The organism is Desulfovibrio cuneatus DSM 11391 (genome assembly GCF_000430005.1).
Taxonomy (GTDB): Bacteria; Desulfobacterota; Desulfovibrionia; order Desulfovibrionales; family Desulfovibrionaceae; genus Frigididesulfovibrio; species Frigididesulfovibrio cuneatus.
This window is the reverse complement of record NZ_AUCY01000021.1, coordinates 42,769-60,811: the sequence shown is the minus strand read 5'-3', so window position 1 is coordinate 60,811 and position 18,043 is coordinate 42,769. Positions and strand designations below refer to the sequence as shown.

Below are 18,043 nucleotides of genomic sequence, written 5' to 3'. Positions count from 1 at the left end.
CAAAAAATAATTCTGACACTGAAGAAAATACCAACACAATCAAGCTCCGCCTGAAAGGAGGCATGTATGCCGAACACTGGAACTTCACTCACCTCACTGGCAGAACGGTTGAAGGCCAAGACCGAGCAGGAACGACAAGAGATGGAGAACCTGACCCAGCAACAATTCAGCGCCTTGAGCGAGAGCTTGCGGCAATCATCGCAAAACGCGCTGAGTACAACCGAGGCCGCTATCCTGCACCAGCTTGGGAAGCTGGAGCAGACCTTGACCTGCCAGTGCCGCACCCTGAGCCGGGCCTTTCTGTGGAAGAACCTGCAAGCCCTGCTCATCACCTTGAGCATTCTGCTGGGCGTGGGCCTGAGCGGTTGGGGGCTGATGGCTTTGGCAGAGATGAAAATAACCTCACTGCACAACGAAATAACGGCTCTCTCACAGCGGAAAGAAACCTTGGAAGCGCAGACAGCCCAACTCTGGGCCACATTCAAAGGGCTGGAGCCCTTTCAGGACAAAGACAACAAACGCTACCTGCTCACGCCGGAGGGCTGGACACTGACCTACGCTGGCAACGTAGAGAAACGGGATGCCTGGAGCATAGTGAGGAAATAACCCATGACAGAACTGGAACGCCTACTCACCCAATCCCTTACGACAATAGAACAGGAACTGCGGGAAACACAAACCCGGCAAGGCACCATGCTGGAAGCCCAGCGAACAACAATACAGGATTGCCAGAATACGCTGGCAGCGCACAGTTCAACCATAGAAGCCCAGCAAAACACCCTGACGCAACAGTCCATACACCTGAACAACCAGGCCACCACCCTGCACAGGCTGGAACAACAAAACACCAGCCTTACAGCGCAGCAACAAGAACACGCACAGCAATTGCAGCACTTGAGCGAATTGTACACGAACTTGGAAGGCTTGTTGGTAAAGTTGAACAGCTTGTTACAAGGCAGGTAGAGAAAAAACGGGAGCCGGAGAGAGAACAAGTGCAAACACCACGCAGGGGCATGGGGCTAGGGAGGTAGCAAAACACACGATAGAGCATGAAATATACAACAATTAAGCCATGATATATAGCATATGCGGTAAGCAATTCATTAGGCGCTGACAAGTGTAGCGTTACACGCTACATATTAGGACGGCACAAACAATTTGGAGAGTACAATGAAAAAAAACGACATCATTACATCCTGCGCAGTGAATCTTGCCCATCCTGGAATTCGTATAAAACAAGAAATTATACCTACAGGAATGTCTGTTACAGAGGCCGCCAAGCTAATTGGCGTAAGCCGCCCTGCCTTATCTAATTTATTAAATGGCAATGCTATGCTTTCGCCTGAAATGGCAGCTCGGCTAGCAAAAGCATTCAATGTACCTCAAGACGCCCTCATGGACTTTCAAACTCAATACGACTTACATCTTGCCCGACAAATACAAGCACCAACAACCGCCATTCCTTACGTTCCACCTTTTTTGTCAATAAAGGCAAATGTTATTGAAGAGTGGGCGTCTCACAATATTATAGCAAGATCTCGCCTAGCGGTATTCATTCGTACTCTCGTACACTCCACTAGCTCAAAGCTAACCAAGGCTAACTTTCCCGGCAATGATGATGCAGAGCGCCCCGGATGGGATGGATATATTGAAGCTCAAACGGCAACACCATGGGTGCCTGAGGGTATTTCTGGTTGGGAATTTGGTACCAATGTAGATATTAAAACAAAAGCAACTAGTGACTTTAATAAAAGCGTTAAAGCAATCTCTGAAGAACTACAAAAACAAACCACATTTATATTTGTTACTCCTCGCCGCTGGGCAGGTAAAGAGCGTTGGAAAGACGAACAGTTTAAACGTAATATATGGAAAGATGTACGTGCATATGACGCTAGTGACCTTGAACAATGGCTGGAACAGTCAATTCCCGCCCAAGCATGGCTTGCAAATGAAATTGGCCAAGCTGCACATCAAGTGCGCTCTCTTGACCAGTGCTGGAAAGATTGGGCAGATGTTTGTGCCCCACCTTTACCGCGTGAACTTTTCTCCCATAGCGTTTCCGAGGCAAGAAAAGCGGCATTAGACTATCTAGATAAGCCACCTCATAACCCATTTTATATTGGTGCAGACTCACCAGAAGAAGCACTTGGATTTTTGGCAGAAATTTTTAATCTTAAAGAGGACAACAAGGGCACAAACTATAGAAGCCGAATAGTAATATTTGATGATCCTCATACTCTTAGGAAACTAGCAAAGTGCGCTTGCCCTTTCATTCCAGTAGTATTCACGAGAGAAGCTGAAAGCGAGCTTGCCCAACATGCTTCGCAAATGCATTCCATTATTATTTACCCTCGCAATACTCCGAGAGTTTCATTTAATGCAGTTGTAGACTTAATAAGTACAGCCTCTTTTGCAAATTCACTCAATCTTATTGGAAAATCAGACCATGAAATATCGTTACTTGCAGACAAGTCTGGTCGATCTTTAACAACTTTGCGTCGGCAACTAGCAAATGTCGCAGCGATACAGCGTCCACTCTGGGCAGCAGACAAAGCATATAGAGCGCGCCTGATCCCATTTATGTTTGCAGGAACATGGGACTCTAAAAATAAAGCGGATAAAGCAGCATTGGAACTTTTGGCAAATGACATCTCCTATGACACTCTTGAGAGAAATTGTATCGAATTTTCCCAAATGAGTGATGCCCCTCTTTGGTCAATTGGGCCAAGTCGGGGAGTTGTTTCCAAGCTAGATTTGTTACATACCATTGCAGGATCGATTACTGAGAATGACCTTCATAGATTTTTTGAAATAGCTGAATTAGTGTTAGGCGAGGAAAATCCAGCCTTAGAACTTCCAGAAGATCGCCGCTGGCTGGCATCTATCTATGGTAAAAAGCGTGAATTTTCATCGTTGTTTCGAAATGGTGTTGCTGAAACATTAACGATGTTAGGTGTTTATGGAAGAAAATTATTCAAACAACACGCCCACCTGGATATAAATGTTACAATTAACAATCTCATTCGCAAATTACTCGAAACACCTTTAACAACAAAGAATCTTGAAAACCATGATTCTGACTTACCCATTTATGCCGAAGCTGCGCCAGAAACATTTTTATCTATTTTGGAAGACGACCTAAGAGCAGACTCCCCTGCTCTCTATGGGTTACTGCTGCCCACGAGCAATGGATTATGGAGTAGCCCAAAGAGAACGGGAATTCTATGGGCATTAGAGGGTCTTGCCTGGAATCCTTCTACATTTTCAAGGTCTGTATTAATACTTACTCAGCTTGCGCAGACGGAAATCAATGATAATTGGGTCAATAAGCCTATCAACTCATTACTTGACATCTTTCGTTCATGGATGCCTCAAACGACAGCAACCAATAATGAGCGCATTACTTTACTCAAAATACTAATGCGCAATAATCCAGAAGTTGCTTGGCGTATTTGCATTGAGCAGTTTAGTCTTGGCAGTCAAATCGGTAATTATACACATAGGTATCGCTGGCGAGATGAAGGCATGGGCTTCATTGAGCCAAATAATAAAGACGTTCAACAATTCTTAGTCGAAGTGGCGTCTATGATTACCAGTTGGGAGCAATACACAGTAACTATGCTTTGCGAATTGGTGGAGCGCTTGCCCAATTTCCCGCTGCAATCATGCAAAAAAATATGGAAAATTATTTCTAGTTGGGCAATAACGTCCGCAACAGATGAAGAGAAAGCCTTACTACGTGAAAAGATACGAACAAACATGCTTTCCCGGCGTGCAGTCAAGCGCATGAAAAAGAATACTGCTGCGAAAGGAAAATCCTTCTTGGATGCGGATACATATGCCTTGCTCGAACCAACGGATATTATCAACAAGCATAAATGGCTTTTCACACAAATATGGGTCGATGAATCTGCTGACGAACTCGAAAATGCAATAGATGATGACAATTTTGCTAAGCGTGACGAAAGGGTTCAACACGCACGAATTGAGGCGTTAAAAGAGGTCTATGCCCAAAAAGGGAATTGCGGATTGTTTGATTTGGTTAAGCATGGAGAATGTGCAGAACTCGTTGGAGGACTTTTGGCAAAAAATACTCTTTCGCCAAAAGAAATTACACTATTATCTAGCTTAACGCTCAAAGCGATCATAGAAGACCAAGAGAACATTCTTCCACAAAAGCGGTTACTATCGGGAATACTCCATGCCCTTGATAAAAATCAATTGCATAAACTAGTTCAACAGCTAAGTGAAAGTTGTGAGATCAAATCAATTGCACCACTTTTATTATTATCTCCTTTTTGCAAGGCCACGTGGGACATAGTCAAATCATACGCCAATGACATCAATGAAGAGTATTGGAGTAAGGTTTACCCAAGCTTGGCTGTAGACTTTACGGCAGAAACTCATCAAGCCGTCACTTGTTTGCTTCAGGCTAAACGACCTCGTGCAGCATTTTCTTATATCCATTGTGTTGTTGGAAAAATAGATCATCGCCTTCTCTATCATATACTTGATGCCATCGCAAAAAGTAACGATGAGCGAACAAGCGAATACTTATTGAGGGAGTATGATGTAGAAAAAGCTTTTGGTATTCTTAATAATTCTGGAATCATAAGTCACGATGAAATGGCTACTCTAGAATTTGCCTATGTACAGCTATTAAACAAAATCCCACAGCTTGAACTTTACATTGAAAATCATCCTGAATTTTTTGCTCAACTAGTCTCATGGGTATATAAACCAGATGATAGGCAGCAAAATTCTGTTATTGAAGAGTTAACTAACGAACAAATTGAGCGCATGGCAGAGCGCGCCCACCGCACATTAGATCTTTATAAAAAAATCCCTGGCTGCAATACATCAGGGGATGCAAGTGCTGACAAGCTTAATAAGTGGATACATTCAGTCAGAACACTATGCAAAGAGCAAGGTAGAAGTAGTGTAGGTGACCTTTGCCTTGGAAAACTACTTGCCCACTCTTCGGCTGGTAAAGACGGTGCATGGCCATGCGAAGAGATACGAGATATCATGGAAAAATTACATTCAAAAGAAATTATAAACGGCATGTTCAATGGGGCTTACAATTCACGGGGGGTGACATGGCGCTCCCCAAGAGACGGAGGACTTCAAGAACTTACCCTGGCAGAAAAATATCGAGGATGGGAAAAACAATTACAAATTACACATCCCTTTGTTGCCTCACAATTGCTTAATGCTTTGGCGCTAACTTATGAAAAACAAGCAGAACAAGAAGATATTGAAAGCGCAACAAGACATCGATTAAGCAGGTTCTAGTCCAGGTAATTCCCCCCCTGCCTGCGGGGGATTATGTGGGGAAGCAAGAAGGGGTTACGACAGATATACCCATCGTAACCCCTTTTAATTGCGGCTGGGCCATACAAGCCTTACTTCTCCGCAAACAAAGCTTGGCCCTGCTCTTCACCATATTGCACCACAAGAGCCTGTAGGCATTGTTCATCCAAGGCATCTTCAGCGTCATTCTCAGCCCGCAATTGTTCAATGTGGTCAATCATAGTGTCAAAATCCATCATAGCTGCCCCCTTACTACAAGAATAGGTTATTGTTCCCCACGTTTCTTCCTTGCCAGTCTGTCTGCCAGCTTATGCGCCCGCAAGTGGCTATAGCGGGCCAGCATTTGCATGGAGCGGTGCCTCGGATATGGTTTTACTCTCCATCACGTCTAGGTCAGTGTTTCAAACAGGCGGGAAAGTTGGCAGTTAGAAAATGGTTAGAAAAGGTTAGGAATCTCGTTAGGAACGTCACTACCACACACAGCAACGGCCCAAGCAGACTCTCACTACTCAGGCTCACCGCGCCTTGGCTTTCCCTTCTCCTGATTCCTCACAAGCCCAGTACACCCCCAGAAAACCGCGTCAATGCTAGGCCAAGCGCTTCCACCATTCCCCCACTGTGGTTAGAAATAGGTTAGAAAACAGAAAAAGCCCCTACAGCGTTTCCACTGTAAGGGCTTGATTTGCTTGGTTGCGGGAGCAGGATTTGAACCTACGACCTTCGGGTTATGAGCCCGACGAGCTACCGAACTGCTCCATCCCGCGTCAAGAAAGGTAGTTCTATTGGTTTCAGTGAAAGAAGTCAAGCGAAAAAAGTAAAAATATTCAAGTTATGGAAAAAAAGAGTGGAATAATCCTGTTTCATATTCTCCCCGTAAGAAAATAAAAAATAGAGCAAAATTACGCAGATAAAACATAAAGGCAGAGCATGGAGCGTTTCCCTATTTCTTGCCCAGGTACCGTTGCAGCAGGGCCAGCATGGCGGGGTAATCAATGGGTTTGGAAAGGTGCCCGTTCATGCCGCTTGTTTCCGCTTTCAGGGCATCTTCACGCATGGCGTTGGCTGTCATGGCAATTATGGGTACGTTCTCGGCGTCTGGGTGGCTTAGGGCACGAATGCACCGTGTGGCTTCATAACCGTCCATATGGGGCATTTGCACGTCCATAAACACCAGGTCATAGTAACCGGGGGCAGACTGTTCAAACATGTGCAAGGCCTGCTTTCCGTCTTCCGCCATTTCCAGGGTTACGCCTGTGTCGGCCAGCAGTTCTTCCACAATCAGCCGGTTCACTTCCACATCGTCTGCCAGCAGAATGCGCTTGCCGTGCAAGTCTGGGGTGCCTACTTCTGCCACAACCGTTTCTTCGTGCATGGCTTCTGCCACTTCTAAAGGAATGGTAAAGAAGAAGGTGCTGCCCTGCCCCACTTTGCTGGAAGCCTCAATTTTGCCGCCCAAAAGTTCAATAATACGCTGGCTAATGGTAAGGCCAAGCCCTGTGCCCCCCACATTATAGACAGGGTCATTTTGCACCTGCTTAAAGCGCTGGAACAGTTGCTTTATGTTATCTTCACTAATGCCAATGCCGGAATCGCGCACAGCAAAATACACCTGCGCCTGGCCTTCTAGCAGGTGCAGCACACGCGCCATAAGGTGAATGGTTCCCCCTTCCGGGGTAAACTTGATGGCATTGCCCGCAAGGTTAATGAACACCTGGGTCAGGCGCAGCCTGTCGCTGCGCACATACAGGCCATCACACCCTTCTGTTTCCACCACAAAGTGAATGCGCTTTTCCTGGCACCGGGGCAGCAGCATAAGGCCTGCTTCTTCCAGCATGGAAGTAAGGCCAAAGGCGTCTTCCGCCAGGGTAAGTTCCCCGGCGTCCAGCTTGGAAAGGTCCAGAATGTTGTTAATAAGCCGCAGCAGGTGGTCGGAAGAGGTCAAAATTTGGCGAATGCTTTGCCCAATGCGGGCCGTGTCCACCGGGGGAACAAGCTGTTTTTGGGCAATGGTGGCCATGCCGATAATGGCGTTAAGCGGGGTACGAATTTCATGGCTCATGTTTGCCAAAAAAGCCGCTTTTGATTCGGCAAAGGCTGCCGCCTGGTTGGCAGATTCTTCAAGCTGGGTATTGGCGTGGCGCAATTCTTCGGTGCGTTCGTCCACCTTGTGTTCAAGGTTAAGCACCATGTCTTGCAATTGCAGGCTGTAACGTTCCGTGGCAGCCTTATGCCGCCCTGCAACAAAAGCAAAAATCCCCAAAAAAAGCGGGGCTGTATCAATCATATACAGCATGGGGTTGTTGCGGTGAATGGCCCCAAGGTTGTCCCATGAAGGGGAATACCCATGATACCAGAAATCAAAGGCCCATGCCAACAAAGGAAAACAAAAGCCAAAGAAGATGCCATACATTGTATAGCACAGCACAGGCTTCACCCTTTTACAAAAAGGGAGCTTTCTAGGTGGAATGGTTGCTTGCAAAGGGGCTGATTTCATATGGGGGCCGTAGGCACGTAAGCCGTTGCGAATCCTTTTTATGTAAAAAAAACGGGTTCAAGCATATGGCCAAGGATGAAAAAGACCTTGCCCTGCGTTGGAAAAATTACCATAACAAATAAAATAAAGAAAGACCATGGGCAGCTTATTCCTCACCCCTCCGCGATTTTTCTGCGCAAAGCATAAAACAGCCACTTGGCAAACTGGGGCTTTATGGCTATATTTTATAAAGTTTAACGAATCCAATTTTTATCACCCCCACAACGTTTGCCTGGCAACAGCCACAGCAAACGCGCAATGCAACCTAACCATAAGGAAACATATGACTATTCCCCTTACCACTGTGCCTGCCCTTGCTGAAGGTGCCGCACGCATTACCAGCGAAGTGGTGCGCCTGTTGGCAGAACCTTCTTCCTTTCAGGCAGAGCCACCCGTTCCCAGCCTGGAAGAACTGTGCAGCGAACTTGGTGAAGCCCTGAATGACGCATTACCTGCCCTGCATGCCCTGACAGAAGACATTCCGCAAGCGGAAGAAGATGACCTGGACGAACTGTTTGACGAGCTGGAAGACATTGCCATGGACCTTGCAGAACTGCGCCTTCTGGCATGGCAACTGCCCCTTGCCAAAGAACAGGAAGGCACACGCATGCTGGTCATTCGCCTTGCGGAACTGCCTCTTTTTGCCTTGCTGGGCTTTTTGGAAGGGGTAAAACGCCTTGCTCTTGCCCCATGGAGTGAAGAAGAAGACCGCCAAGCTCCTGAATTTGTCATTGATACTGAAAGCATTGCCCTGGCCTTGCAGGCACTGCGCAGCACCCCTGCCGGGGCAACCATGCCTTCATTACACATGGAGAGTGCCAGGTAGCGCCAGCCATGGAAGTTTTTTTATCACCTGCAGCACTTGTAGCCCTTGGCACACTTGTTCTTCTTGAGGTTGTTCTTGGCATAGACAACCTGCTGTTCATTGCCATTCTTGCCGAAAAACTGCCCCCTGAACAGCGCGACAGGGCACGCCTTATTGGCCTTGTTTTGGCCATGCTCATGCGCCTGTTGTTGCTTTCCCTTATTTCCTGGGTGGTTTCCCTGAAGGCCACCCTGTTTGTCATTTGGGGGCAGCCGTTTTCCTGGCGCGATATCATTCTGTTTATGGGGGGGCTCTTTCTGCTGTTCAAAGCCACCAGGGAACTGCACGAACGCCTGGAAGGCACCCCACACTCCCTTGCAGCCCAACAAAACTATGCAGGCTTTTGGCAGGTTGTTGCCCAAATAGTCGTGCTGGATGCTGTTTTTTCTCTAGACGCCGTCATTACCGCTGTGGGCATGGTAGACCACCTGCCCATTATGATGCTGGCGGTAATTTTGGCCGTTGGGGTAATGGCCCTTGCGGCACGCCCTTTGGCCCGGTTTATTAATGCCCACCCTTCCGTGGTGGTGCTTTGCCTCAGCTTTCTGCTGCTTATTGGCTTTGGCCTGCTGGCGGAAGGTTTGGGCTTTTCTGTTCCCAAAGGGTACCTGTATGCAGCCATTGGCTTTTCCGTCCTCATTGAAATGTTCAACCAAATGGCAACCCGCAATGAACGCAAGCACCAGGGGTTAAAACCCCTGCGCCTGCGTACAGCAGAAGCGCTGCTGCGTATAATGGGCACTGAGCTGCAAAGCAATGAAACCACAAACAACCATGAAGGTGAAAAGAATGGGGGCAAGCAAAGCATTGTGCCCCGCCGTTTTGCTGAAGAAGAAGTCGACATGGTAAGCCGCGTGCTGACCCTTTCGGAACGCACTGCCCGCTCCCTGATGACCTACCGGGGAGAAACCGTGTACCTGAACATAGAGCTGCCTGCCATACAGTTGCAGCAACAGCTCTATGAAGGAACGCCAGACATTGTTCCTTTGTGCCGTGGCGACCTGGACCACGTGGTGGGGGTGGCCTATGCCGTGGATGTGCTGGCAGACCTCACCCGCTTTCAAAAAATTCAGCCGGAAACCATGCACGAACCCATTATTATTCCTGAATCAATGCGAGCCCCAAAACTGCTGCATACCCTGCAAAAAAACCGCATGCACATTGCCCTGGTGGGCGATGAATACGGCTCTATTGAGGGGGTTGTTACCCTTATGGACATACTGGAAGCCATTACAGGCGCTTTGCCGGAAGACGGCGAAGTCCCCCCCATTGTTTCCCTGGGGGAAGGCAAATGGCAAATGGAAGGCAGCACAGACATCCACTATTTCCAGCATTTTCTTGGCGTTGAGGGCATTGCCGAAGATTCCAACAACTACACCACCCTGGCCGGGTTTATGTTATTTGAACTGGGCAGGCTGCCTGAAATTGGTGAACATGTGCGCCACAACAACTTTCTGTTCCGTGTGGCGGAAGTGGAAGGAAGGCGCATTGCCTTGGTGGATGTGGAAAGGCTTCCCAACAACAAATTAAGTAAGAGGCTGTGATGCCAGCAAACTATGGCCTAAGTCACAAAAAGGCCGCTTAAGACTTTTTACGCATCGACCAAAAAAAGAGCAACTCCCCAGGGAAATTGCTCTTTTTTTGTTTAGTCACACAAAGGATGGAAAAACAATACTCTTTACTTGAGCAACGGATTAATGGACGGCAATGCCATATCTTTGGTAGGGGCAGGGGGCAGCTCTGTGGGGGGCTCTGCCCTGTTCAGTTCCGGCAACAAGGGCAGCGGAGCATCGTTCTGTACTGGCCCTTTCCCTGCTGTGGCTTCTGGCAGGGGCACATACGGTGCCGGGGGCACAGGGGCCGTGGCATTTTGGTTACCTACCGGGGCAGAAGCAACAGCACTAGGGGCAGGGGCGGTGTGCGGCGCGGCGGCTTCGGGCACTTTCAGCGCCTCCGGTGCTGCCAGTTTCGGGGTTGGTTGCACGGCTGATTGTTGCAGTGATACCGCTGGTGGCTCCACCTGGGGCACTGCCAGTGCAGATTGTTCAGACGTGGCAACAGGGGCAGGCGCAACAGAGGCAACAGGAACAACAGAGTCAACAGGGGCAGGCGCGGCAAAATCCTTCTTTGCTTGCACAGGAAGGGCAGGAGCAGCCCCACTTGCTTCAGGCATAACGGCTGAAGGCGCTTGCAGCGCACTTGAAGGAACGTTAACCGGGGCCGCTGGTGCTTTTACCGGGGCAGAAGGTGTGGGGGCAGGCACCACTCCTTCAAGGTTTACCGCAGGAGGGGTAAAAGGCGCATCTTTTTCCTTGGGCTGTGTACCATTGGCGCTCAACGCTTTCAGCCCTTTTCCTGTTGTGTTCACAGCAGGTTGCTTTTTCAGAGTACCATTACCACTGGCAGAAACCTTGCCTGGGGTAGCTGCCTTGGCCGGGGTTTTTTCCACGGCCTTGGCTACACCAGCTTTTCCGTGCTTCTTGCTGCTGGGCTTAGTTTGATACTTGGGGGTGTCTTGCAGCATTGGTGTTGCCGGCTGCGGGCCACGGGCAACAACCAGCCCTGGTGTTGCACCGGGCACCTGGGCAACAACCACAGGCGGGGTTGCGGCAGGCCGGGCAGGGGTACGTCCACAAATACTTTCCACCGACACATTCTGGTAAAATACATTCACAGCATCCAGGCAGCCACGCAAATGGTGCAGGTGGGTAAAGTTGTTTCTGCACCACTGTTGCTCACGCTGAATGATACGCGTGCGGTTCAAAAGCACGCGCTCCACAGCTTCGGAACAACGCTGAAAGGAGCGGAACGACCTGCCGCGCAAGGAAAAATTCTCCCTTGTCTGTTCACACCCCGGCACACAGCCACGCCGGGACATACGCCCAAGTGATGTTTGCTCATCGCACCGCTGCATGCACATGGTAAAAGAGTTCTCTGTGTTTCCCAGAATACGGTCCAGGTCGTCAGCAGCAAAGGCAGCTTCTGCCAGAAGCAATGAACTGGCACAAACAAAGGCGGCCACTGGAAAAAAGCGAAGCGTTTTCAGCATTATTCCCATAATAACTATTCCTTTCTGGTATCATACCCCTGCAAGGCAGCCTTGCGGCAGTTCATGCCCTGCTTCATGACAATGAAAGTATGCTTGCCCTGAAGGCACAGGGAGCACCCCCCCAGGCCAATGGGGCAACAACACATTCATAATGATTGCTCTCATCATATCGGCACAAAAAAAATAATACTAAGGGTAAAAAAACAGCGCAGTGCAAGTTGCCTTGCATTGCGCTGAATAAGCAGTTTCACCGGGCTGGCCCGAATGCCCCCATGCAGGCTGCACCCCCTGGAAGCACCTTATAAAATCTGACTCAAAAACAGCTTAGTCCTATCATTCTGGGCATTCTGGAAAATCTCTTCCGGGGTGCCCTGCTCCACAATGGCCCCTTGGTCCATAAACACAAGCCTGTCTGCCACTTCACGGGCAAAGCCCATTTCGTGGGTTACCACCACCATGGTCATGCCTTCACGGGCCAGGGTACGCATAACGTCCAGCACTTCACCAACCATTTCAGGGTCTAGTGCAGAGGTGGGCTCATCAAACAACATCACTTGCGGGTCCATGGCCAGGGCACGGGCAATGGCAACACGTTGTTGCTGCCCGCCGGAAAGCTGGTCCGGGTAGACCTCGCATTTTTCCGCAATGCCCACCTTTTCCAGCAGGCTCATGGCTTTTTCATTGGCCTGCTTGGAACTGCGGCCCAGCACCGTTTCCGGAGCAAGGGTCAAGTTTTGCAGCACGGTAAGGTGCGGGAACAAGTTAAACGATTGAAATACCATACCCACTTCAGCACGCAGTTTGTTTATGTCACAATCCACATCCAGAATGTTGGTGCCGTTCACCCAAATTTCCCCTGCATCGGCATACTCCAGCCTGTTCATGCAGCGCAGGAAAGTAGACTTACCAGAACCGGATGGCCCGATAATAACCAAGGCTTCACCTTTTGCCACTTCCAGGGAAACGTCTTTAAGCGCATGAAGCTGGTGGGGAATCCAAAAATATTTATGCACATGTTTGGCATGAATCATTAGCGAACCGCCCGTCTTTCAAGGTATTGCACAAAAAGTGACAGCATGAAGGTAAGCACCAGGTACAACAGCGCACAGGTAAACCAAAGTTCCAGCGATTGCAGAGAAGAAGTAACCGCTTCCCGCGTGGCTTTGGTCAGTTCACGCACAGCCATAACCCCAAGCAGGGAAGAGTCTTTAATAAGGCTGATGAACTGCCCGGCAAGGGGGGGCAAAATACGGCGAAAAGCCTGGGGCAGAATAATTTTTCGCATGGCCTGAGAGTGGGTCATGCCCAGGGAACGTGCCGCTTCCATTTGCCCACGGTGCACAGACTGAATGCCCGCCCGGACAATTTCAGCCACATACGCACCGGTGAAAATGGCAAGGGCTGCAACGCCATACCATAATGGAGCAATACCCGGTAGCCCCACCTGGCCCAGCAGGGCGTCCACCACAAAGCCCACAACAAAATACCACAGGAAAATTTGCACCAAAAGTGGTGAACCACGAATGATTTCTATGTAGGTAATGGCCCCCCAGCGCAAGGCAGGGTTGTTTGAAAGGCGGCATAACCCGGTAACCAGACCAATGCCAATGCCTGCCACAATGGCAAACGAGCTGACAACCACTGTCACCCACAGCCCTTCAAGCAGAATGCCCGGCTTGCTGAAGGAACGCTTGGCAATAATGTCGCCCATGTACACATCCGTTTCCGGCTGCACCAAAGCTTCAGACCCAGCCCCCAAGGTCATGGAAACCAGTTCACCAGGGTGATCTTCCGCAGCAAAGCGAATAACGGTTCCGCTGGGGGTGTGTTGCACTTCTTTTACCGTGCCGGAAAAATCGCTGCGGATATCTTCCTGCCCACTGTACCAAAAGTACTGGGGAACACGGTACCAGCGCCAGTCGTAATGTACGGAAGCGGCGGCATAGTAAAAAAGACCGCAGGTAAGCAACAAGCCAACAACAAACGTGATTTTCCAAGCGGTGTAGTACAATGGGGAGCGGGGTCGGTCTAAACCGAAATACGACATGGGGGCGTCCTTCGTGAAGATACATGGAAACACAGGGGAAGTGTTTACCGATGTCGTTTTACGCAGTAAAAAGACCAGAATCTACCAATTAGGAGAATTCATTTCTCCTGTAAAATGAGTGGATTCTGCGCCTTTCCCAAACAAGTGGACCTTCGCTTGCTTGGGCATAGAGCTGATCAATGGCAATGCATCAGCGGCTCCACAAAAAAGGCCCCGGCTCGCCTGGCAAGCAGCAAGCCGGGGGCTGCACACGTTCTAGCGCTGGGTTTGACCGAACCAGTCAGTGGATTTAATCCACTTGTTATACATGCGGTCATAGCGGCCGTCGGCCTTTACCTGACGCAAAAAGTTGTTGAGAAAATTCATAAAGTCAGGGTCACCCTGGCGAATGCCCATAGCAAGGGGTTCATAGGTAAAGGGAGTATCAAGGTGTACCAGTTTGCCACCACCGTGCTCCGCAAAAAACACAATGTTAAAGGGCATGTCATACACCCAGGCGTCAGCGCGGCCATTAGCCACTTCAAGGGCGCCATCAGCTTCTTTTTCAAACGTTTTGAACTGGGCTTTGGGCATGTTGCGTTTTACAGCTTCTTCCCCGGTTGTGCCCTGGCGGGAAATCACCAAAAACTTGAGGTCGTTAAGTTGCTGCCAGGAAGTAATAGTACCTTCATGCTTTTTATTCAGCAAAACGGACTGCCCGATCTGAATATAGGGGTCTGTGAAGCCAATTTTCAGGTTGCGCTCCTGCGTCAGGGTCATGCCGCTGATAATCACATCAATTTTGCCTGTGAGCAGGGCAGGAATGATCCCGTCAAAATCGATATTCACAGGAACAAGCTTTACCCCCATACTTTTGGCAAGTTCGCGGGCCAGGTCCAGGTCAAAACCAATGTAGTTGCCGTTCTTGTCTGTCATTTCAAAGGGCATGTAGCCGGAATCAAAACCGACTCGCAGTTCCTTTCTGGCCAAAATTTCATTGATGGTGGATTTTTTTGCCAGGTCAGTATCCGCAGCCTGGGCAACAGTACCAAGCAACATGGCTGCAATCAGCCAAAGGCAGGCAAGAACTTTTTTCATTAGTATCTCCTGAGAAAAAGAAGGTTCAAAACACATGAATGACAACAAAAGAACAATAAAAATACGCCATGCCCATTCACTGCAAGGGCATGGGGTCTAATATTTTCCTTCCGTTAAAATTTCTTTGATAATCATGTCTTTGTGGCACCGCTCACACTTAGGAATGGATTCTTTTGGCACGCAAATGATTTTTGTCAGCTTGCAGGTTGGGCAAATAACTTCAATAAACTCCCGGGAATACCTGCCAGAGAACAGTCCATCTTTAGGCTTCATGTCATATCTCCTTTACCAGGCAAGTACAACTCTCACATGCTTTGCGCCAAAGGAACATTCCCCCAGGACAAAACCCGGTGCCAATGCGGCGAAATCTGCCAATGTTGATACCTGACGCCTTAAAAGCATACGCTGTACAAGCCCCATGACATATGCACATTTCAGTCATTCTATGCTCTCACACAGGAAAAACTGTGTATGAGGAAAACGTTTTCCCAAACCACAATGGCCGCACACTGTGCCCCAAGCCACGCAAAAGGCCATAATGACGCACTGTGGGCAGCCCCCCCAGGGCATGTTACCATTGAAAAGCTGACTTCTTTTCCGCAACACACAAGGACATATCAACAAAATCAATGGTGATCATGGGTTAAAACGACACGCTTCACGAATGTCCGCAATGCCTCCACACCCCATTTCAAAATTGAAATGGGCTAGTCGCCAAGGCCTGTCAGCTTAACCATAAGGGAATAGCTTTTATCGTCCGGCTCCAACACAGTGCGCCCAATAATGGAGAAACACTGGTGGTTATAGGTAAGGTCAAAAAGTACTTCCCTGTTGGAGGTGTCTTTGAAGTCCTGGTTAAAGCCCGTGTCCAGCCCAATGGAACCCCCGAACAGGGTAAATCCGGCCCGGGTGCTGATGTATTGAATGTTGCTGTCGCGCCGACGCTTGTATTCATCAATTTTCATACGTTGATCATACCCAAAGGAAAAGTGACCGTATTCAGGCCAAACAAAGCCCATGCCGCTTTCATGGCGAGTAAGCTTGTTTTCATAGGGAGAGTAGTAGTTTCTTGTATATAGAGAGACAACAGAAGTCAGGCCAAAAGTGGCTTCCCCCAGTACGTCGCCAAAGGGGCGCCGTTCATACCTGTCGCGCATGTCTGTGCGGGTTGCTTCACGTTGGTCATAGGCTTGTTCCAACCGCAGCCGCAGCAAGTCAATGAAATCTTCCTTGATCTTGGGGACCATTTCCCCTTTGTCATTCTTTTCCATAACCACGGTGTGGCGTTTACGGGTAATCACGTTGGTCAAGGAATAGGCAACCTCTGTATGGGGCATGAGCCTGTCCATTTCATCGTAATACGGGTTGTCTTCCTGGTTTTCATTCCTTCTGTAGGCAAATTCCACACGGGGCTGCACAGCATGGCGCAGGCCCTGCCAGCGGCTTTCCCCCACTGTGCTGTTGGTAAGAGGAAGCGGCGTGGGTTTAAAGTCATACACCCTGGCAAGTTCTGTGCTTGCAGCGGAAGAAAATTCGGGCAACGTCCGGGTTACGTCTGTTTCCCTGCCACCCCGTTCTGCCTCCCAAGAGGCCAGTTCACCTTCCCAGCGCGACTGGCTGGCGGATTCGGTATTATAAATAGTTTGGCGAACTCCGGCAGAAGTAATAAGGGAGCCAAGCCGCCCGGTAATGGGAACGGTTAAGGTAGGTACCACTTCATACCGTGCACCGCGGGTGCCTGTTCGGCGGTAATAATACCCGGCCTGGGCGCTTACGTTAGCTTCCAGGGGAAGGGAAGAAAAAATGCGGCCTTTATGTAAAAAGGCATCCAACTGGGGTAAACGCTGCACAGTGGTGTCGCTTGAACGACTGTAATTACCATGCCCAAGAGTTGGGTTTTGGGTGTAAGCACCATACAGTGAAACGGTTACCCGTTCCCAGTCGCGTGAAAGCAGCACGCCACTTTCACGTTTTTTGTTCTTTTCTTGCAAGTCACGGCTGAACCAGGAGAACATTTCATCACGAGAACGGTTAAAGCCGCCCATGCCGCTTTTAAAATCTGTCAGGTAGTCCTGGTCGGAAACGTAATCCAGGTCTGCCTTCAAGCGCCACCGCGGGTCATCAAAGCGGGTATCAAGCATACCACGCACCCAGTAACGGTTACGGTTGGTGCGTTCTGTTTCTCCGGAAAACAGGGTGGCATCACGCCCGCTGGTGTCCCGTTCCTGGTCATACAGCCAGTCGTAGCGAATCCAGCCTTTGGTAGTGTTGCTGGGCTGGGTGCGGTATTCCACCCCATGCATAAACCCACGCTTTGTCATCATTTCACCATTCACCATCAGGTCAGACTGTTGGTTAATGGCCCAAAAGAAAGGCTGGTTATAAAAGAAGCCTTTTTTACTACTATTCCCGAATTCAGGCACCAGGAAGCCCGTTTGGCGGTCGGTTTTTGTAGGAAACAGAAAATAGGGGGTGTACGCCACAGGCGTTCCTTTTACCTGAAAAGAAGAACGCACAAGGCGGGCATAGCCATCCATTTCCACAATGGCTTCATCGGCGGTCAGTGACCAGGCGGGGGCCTGACCGTCTTCAGTGTCACACGTGGTCACCTTGGCATTCTGGAAGGTGTATACATCACCCCAATATTTATTAATGCGCGTGCCGGAAAGATAGGCATGGGGGCCTTCCATAAAAATTTCCCCATTCTTGAGCCAACCCACACGGCTGCGCAAATCAAATTCGGCCTGTTCTGCACGCATGTCGTCCTTTCCCATGCGTACAACAACGTTCCCTTGCAGAAACACCCATTTGGTACTCATATAGTACCGGGCAAAATCGGCTTTCAGTACATCGTTGCCGCGGCGTAGCACAACATTACCCTTTGCTTCCAGCACTTCAGTATCATTGTGGGTAATGAGCGAATCCGCAGTCAAATCCCAGCGGACAAGACGCTCATCTTCAGTGCGCATTTCCAGGGGGCTTGCCGCAGCAAACGCCCTAGTTGCCCCGGTAGCGGCAAATAAGAGAAGGGCCAAGCATAATGCTGAAAGAAAAGGACGTAATACATGCATTGGGAAAATTGCCGCCTCGATGGTTGTGAGAATAAAAACACAAGCCGTGCCATATGCTACTTATATGGTCAGCGTAACTATCAAATAA

Annotated in this window: 13 protein-coding genes and 1 tRNA gene; 5 read left to right on the top strand and 9 right to left on the bottom strand. The window is 49.2% G+C overall.

All coding sequences use genetic code 11. From position 1 onward, the window contains the following. Positions 1-66 precede the first annotated feature (66 nt). The 3 genes from G497_RS17100 to G497_RS0106655 all read left to right on the top strand — a co-directional run bounded on the left by G497_RS17100 (position 67) and on the right by G497_RS0106655 (position 5,295). Entirely contained in the window at positions 67-606 is a 540-nt protein-coding gene (locus tag G497_RS17100) for a hypothetical protein (protein ID WP_051257910.1), read from the top strand. A 3-nt stretch (positions 607-609) separates the two neighbouring features. Further along, entirely contained in the window at positions 610-963 is a 354-nt protein-coding gene (locus tag G497_RS0106660; RefSeq protein ID WP_027187572.1) for a hypothetical protein, read from the top strand. Between the two features lie 207 nt (positions 964-1,170). Then, positions 1,171-5,295, top strand: a complete 4,125-nt coding sequence (locus G497_RS0106655) for a HigA family addiction module antitoxin (RefSeq protein ID WP_027187571.1) — start codon at positions 1,171-1,173, stop codon at positions 5,293-5,295. Positions 5,296-5,405: 110 nt separating this feature from the next. Here the strand turns inward: G497_RS0106655 and G497_RS20085 are convergent, their stop codons facing one another. The 3 genes from G497_RS20085 to G497_RS17095 all read right to left on the bottom strand — a co-directional run bounded on the left by G497_RS20085 (position 5,406) and on the right by G497_RS17095 (position 7,738). Continuing rightward, positions 5,406-5,552: a hypothetical protein gene (locus G497_RS20085; RefSeq protein WP_156907976.1), complete on the bottom strand. Its 147-nt coding sequence runs from the start codon at positions 5,550-5,552 to the stop codon at positions 5,406-5,408. Between the two features lie 448 nt (positions 5,553-6,000). After that, positions 6,001-6,077: transfer RNA gene (locus G497_RS0106645), tRNA-Met, on the bottom strand. A 176-nt stretch (positions 6,078-6,253) separates the two neighbouring features. Continuing rightward, on the bottom strand, positions 6,254-7,738 hold the full coding sequence (locus G497_RS17095; RefSeq protein ID WP_051257909.1) for an ATP-binding protein: 1,485 nt from the start codon (positions 7,736-7,738) through the stop codon (positions 6,254-6,256). A 391-nt stretch (positions 7,739-8,129) separates the two neighbouring features. Between G497_RS17095 and G497_RS0106630 the strand changes: the two genes are divergently transcribed. Continuing rightward, on the top strand, positions 8,130-8,672 hold the full coding sequence (locus G497_RS0106630; protein WP_027187570.1) for a hypothetical protein: 543 nt from the start codon (positions 8,130-8,132) through the stop codon (positions 8,670-8,672). Positions 8,673-8,680: 8 nt separating this feature from the next. Beyond that, positions 8,681-10,255 carry a TerC family protein gene (locus G497_RS0106625; RefSeq protein WP_027187569.1) on the top strand — a complete coding sequence of 525 codons (1,575 nt, stop codon included), beginning with the start codon at positions 8,681-8,683 and terminating at the stop codon, positions 10,253-10,255. 134 nt (positions 10,256-10,389) lie between these two features. On the opposite strand, the gene G497_RS0106620 is transcribed toward G497_RS0106625, so the two are convergent. The 6 genes from G497_RS0106620 to G497_RS0106580 form a co-directional block, all read right to left on the bottom strand. Beyond that, positions 10,390-11,769 carry a hypothetical protein gene (locus G497_RS0106620; protein WP_027187568.1) on the bottom strand — a complete coding sequence of 460 codons (1,380 nt, stop codon included), beginning with the start codon at positions 11,767-11,769 and terminating at the stop codon, positions 10,390-10,392. Positions 11,770-12,059: 290 nt separating this feature from the next. Beyond that, positions 12,060-12,791 carry an amino acid ABC transporter ATP-binding protein gene (locus tag G497_RS0106605; RefSeq protein WP_027187567.1) on the bottom strand — a complete coding sequence of 244 codons (732 nt, stop codon included), beginning with the start codon at positions 12,789-12,791 and terminating at the stop codon, positions 12,060-12,062. After that, complete coding sequence (locus G497_RS0106600; RefSeq protein WP_027187566.1) at positions 12,791-13,807, bottom strand: amino acid ABC transporter permease; 1,017 nt, start codon at positions 13,805-13,807, stop codon at positions 12,791-12,793. Before G497_RS0106600 ends, G497_RS0106605 begins: the two co-directional genes overlap by 1 nt. Before the next feature lie 255 nt (positions 13,808-14,062). Further along, on the bottom strand, positions 14,063-14,884 hold the full coding sequence (locus G497_RS0106595) for a transporter substrate-binding domain-containing protein (RefSeq protein ID WP_027187565.1): 822 nt from the start codon (positions 14,882-14,884) through the stop codon (positions 14,063-14,065). A 96-nt stretch (positions 14,885-14,980) separates the two neighbouring features. After that, a complete protein-coding gene (locus tag G497_RS20335; RefSeq protein ID WP_169726978.1) occupies positions 14,981-15,157 on the bottom strand; it encodes a hypothetical protein in 177 nt (58 codons plus the stop codon). Between the two features lie 434 nt (positions 15,158-15,591). Further along, on the bottom strand, positions 15,592-17,919 hold the full coding sequence (locus tag G497_RS0106580; RefSeq protein WP_169726977.1) for an LPS-assembly protein LptD: 2,328 nt from the start codon (positions 17,917-17,919) through the stop codon (positions 15,592-15,594). Positions 17,920-18,043 lie beyond the last annotated feature (124 nt).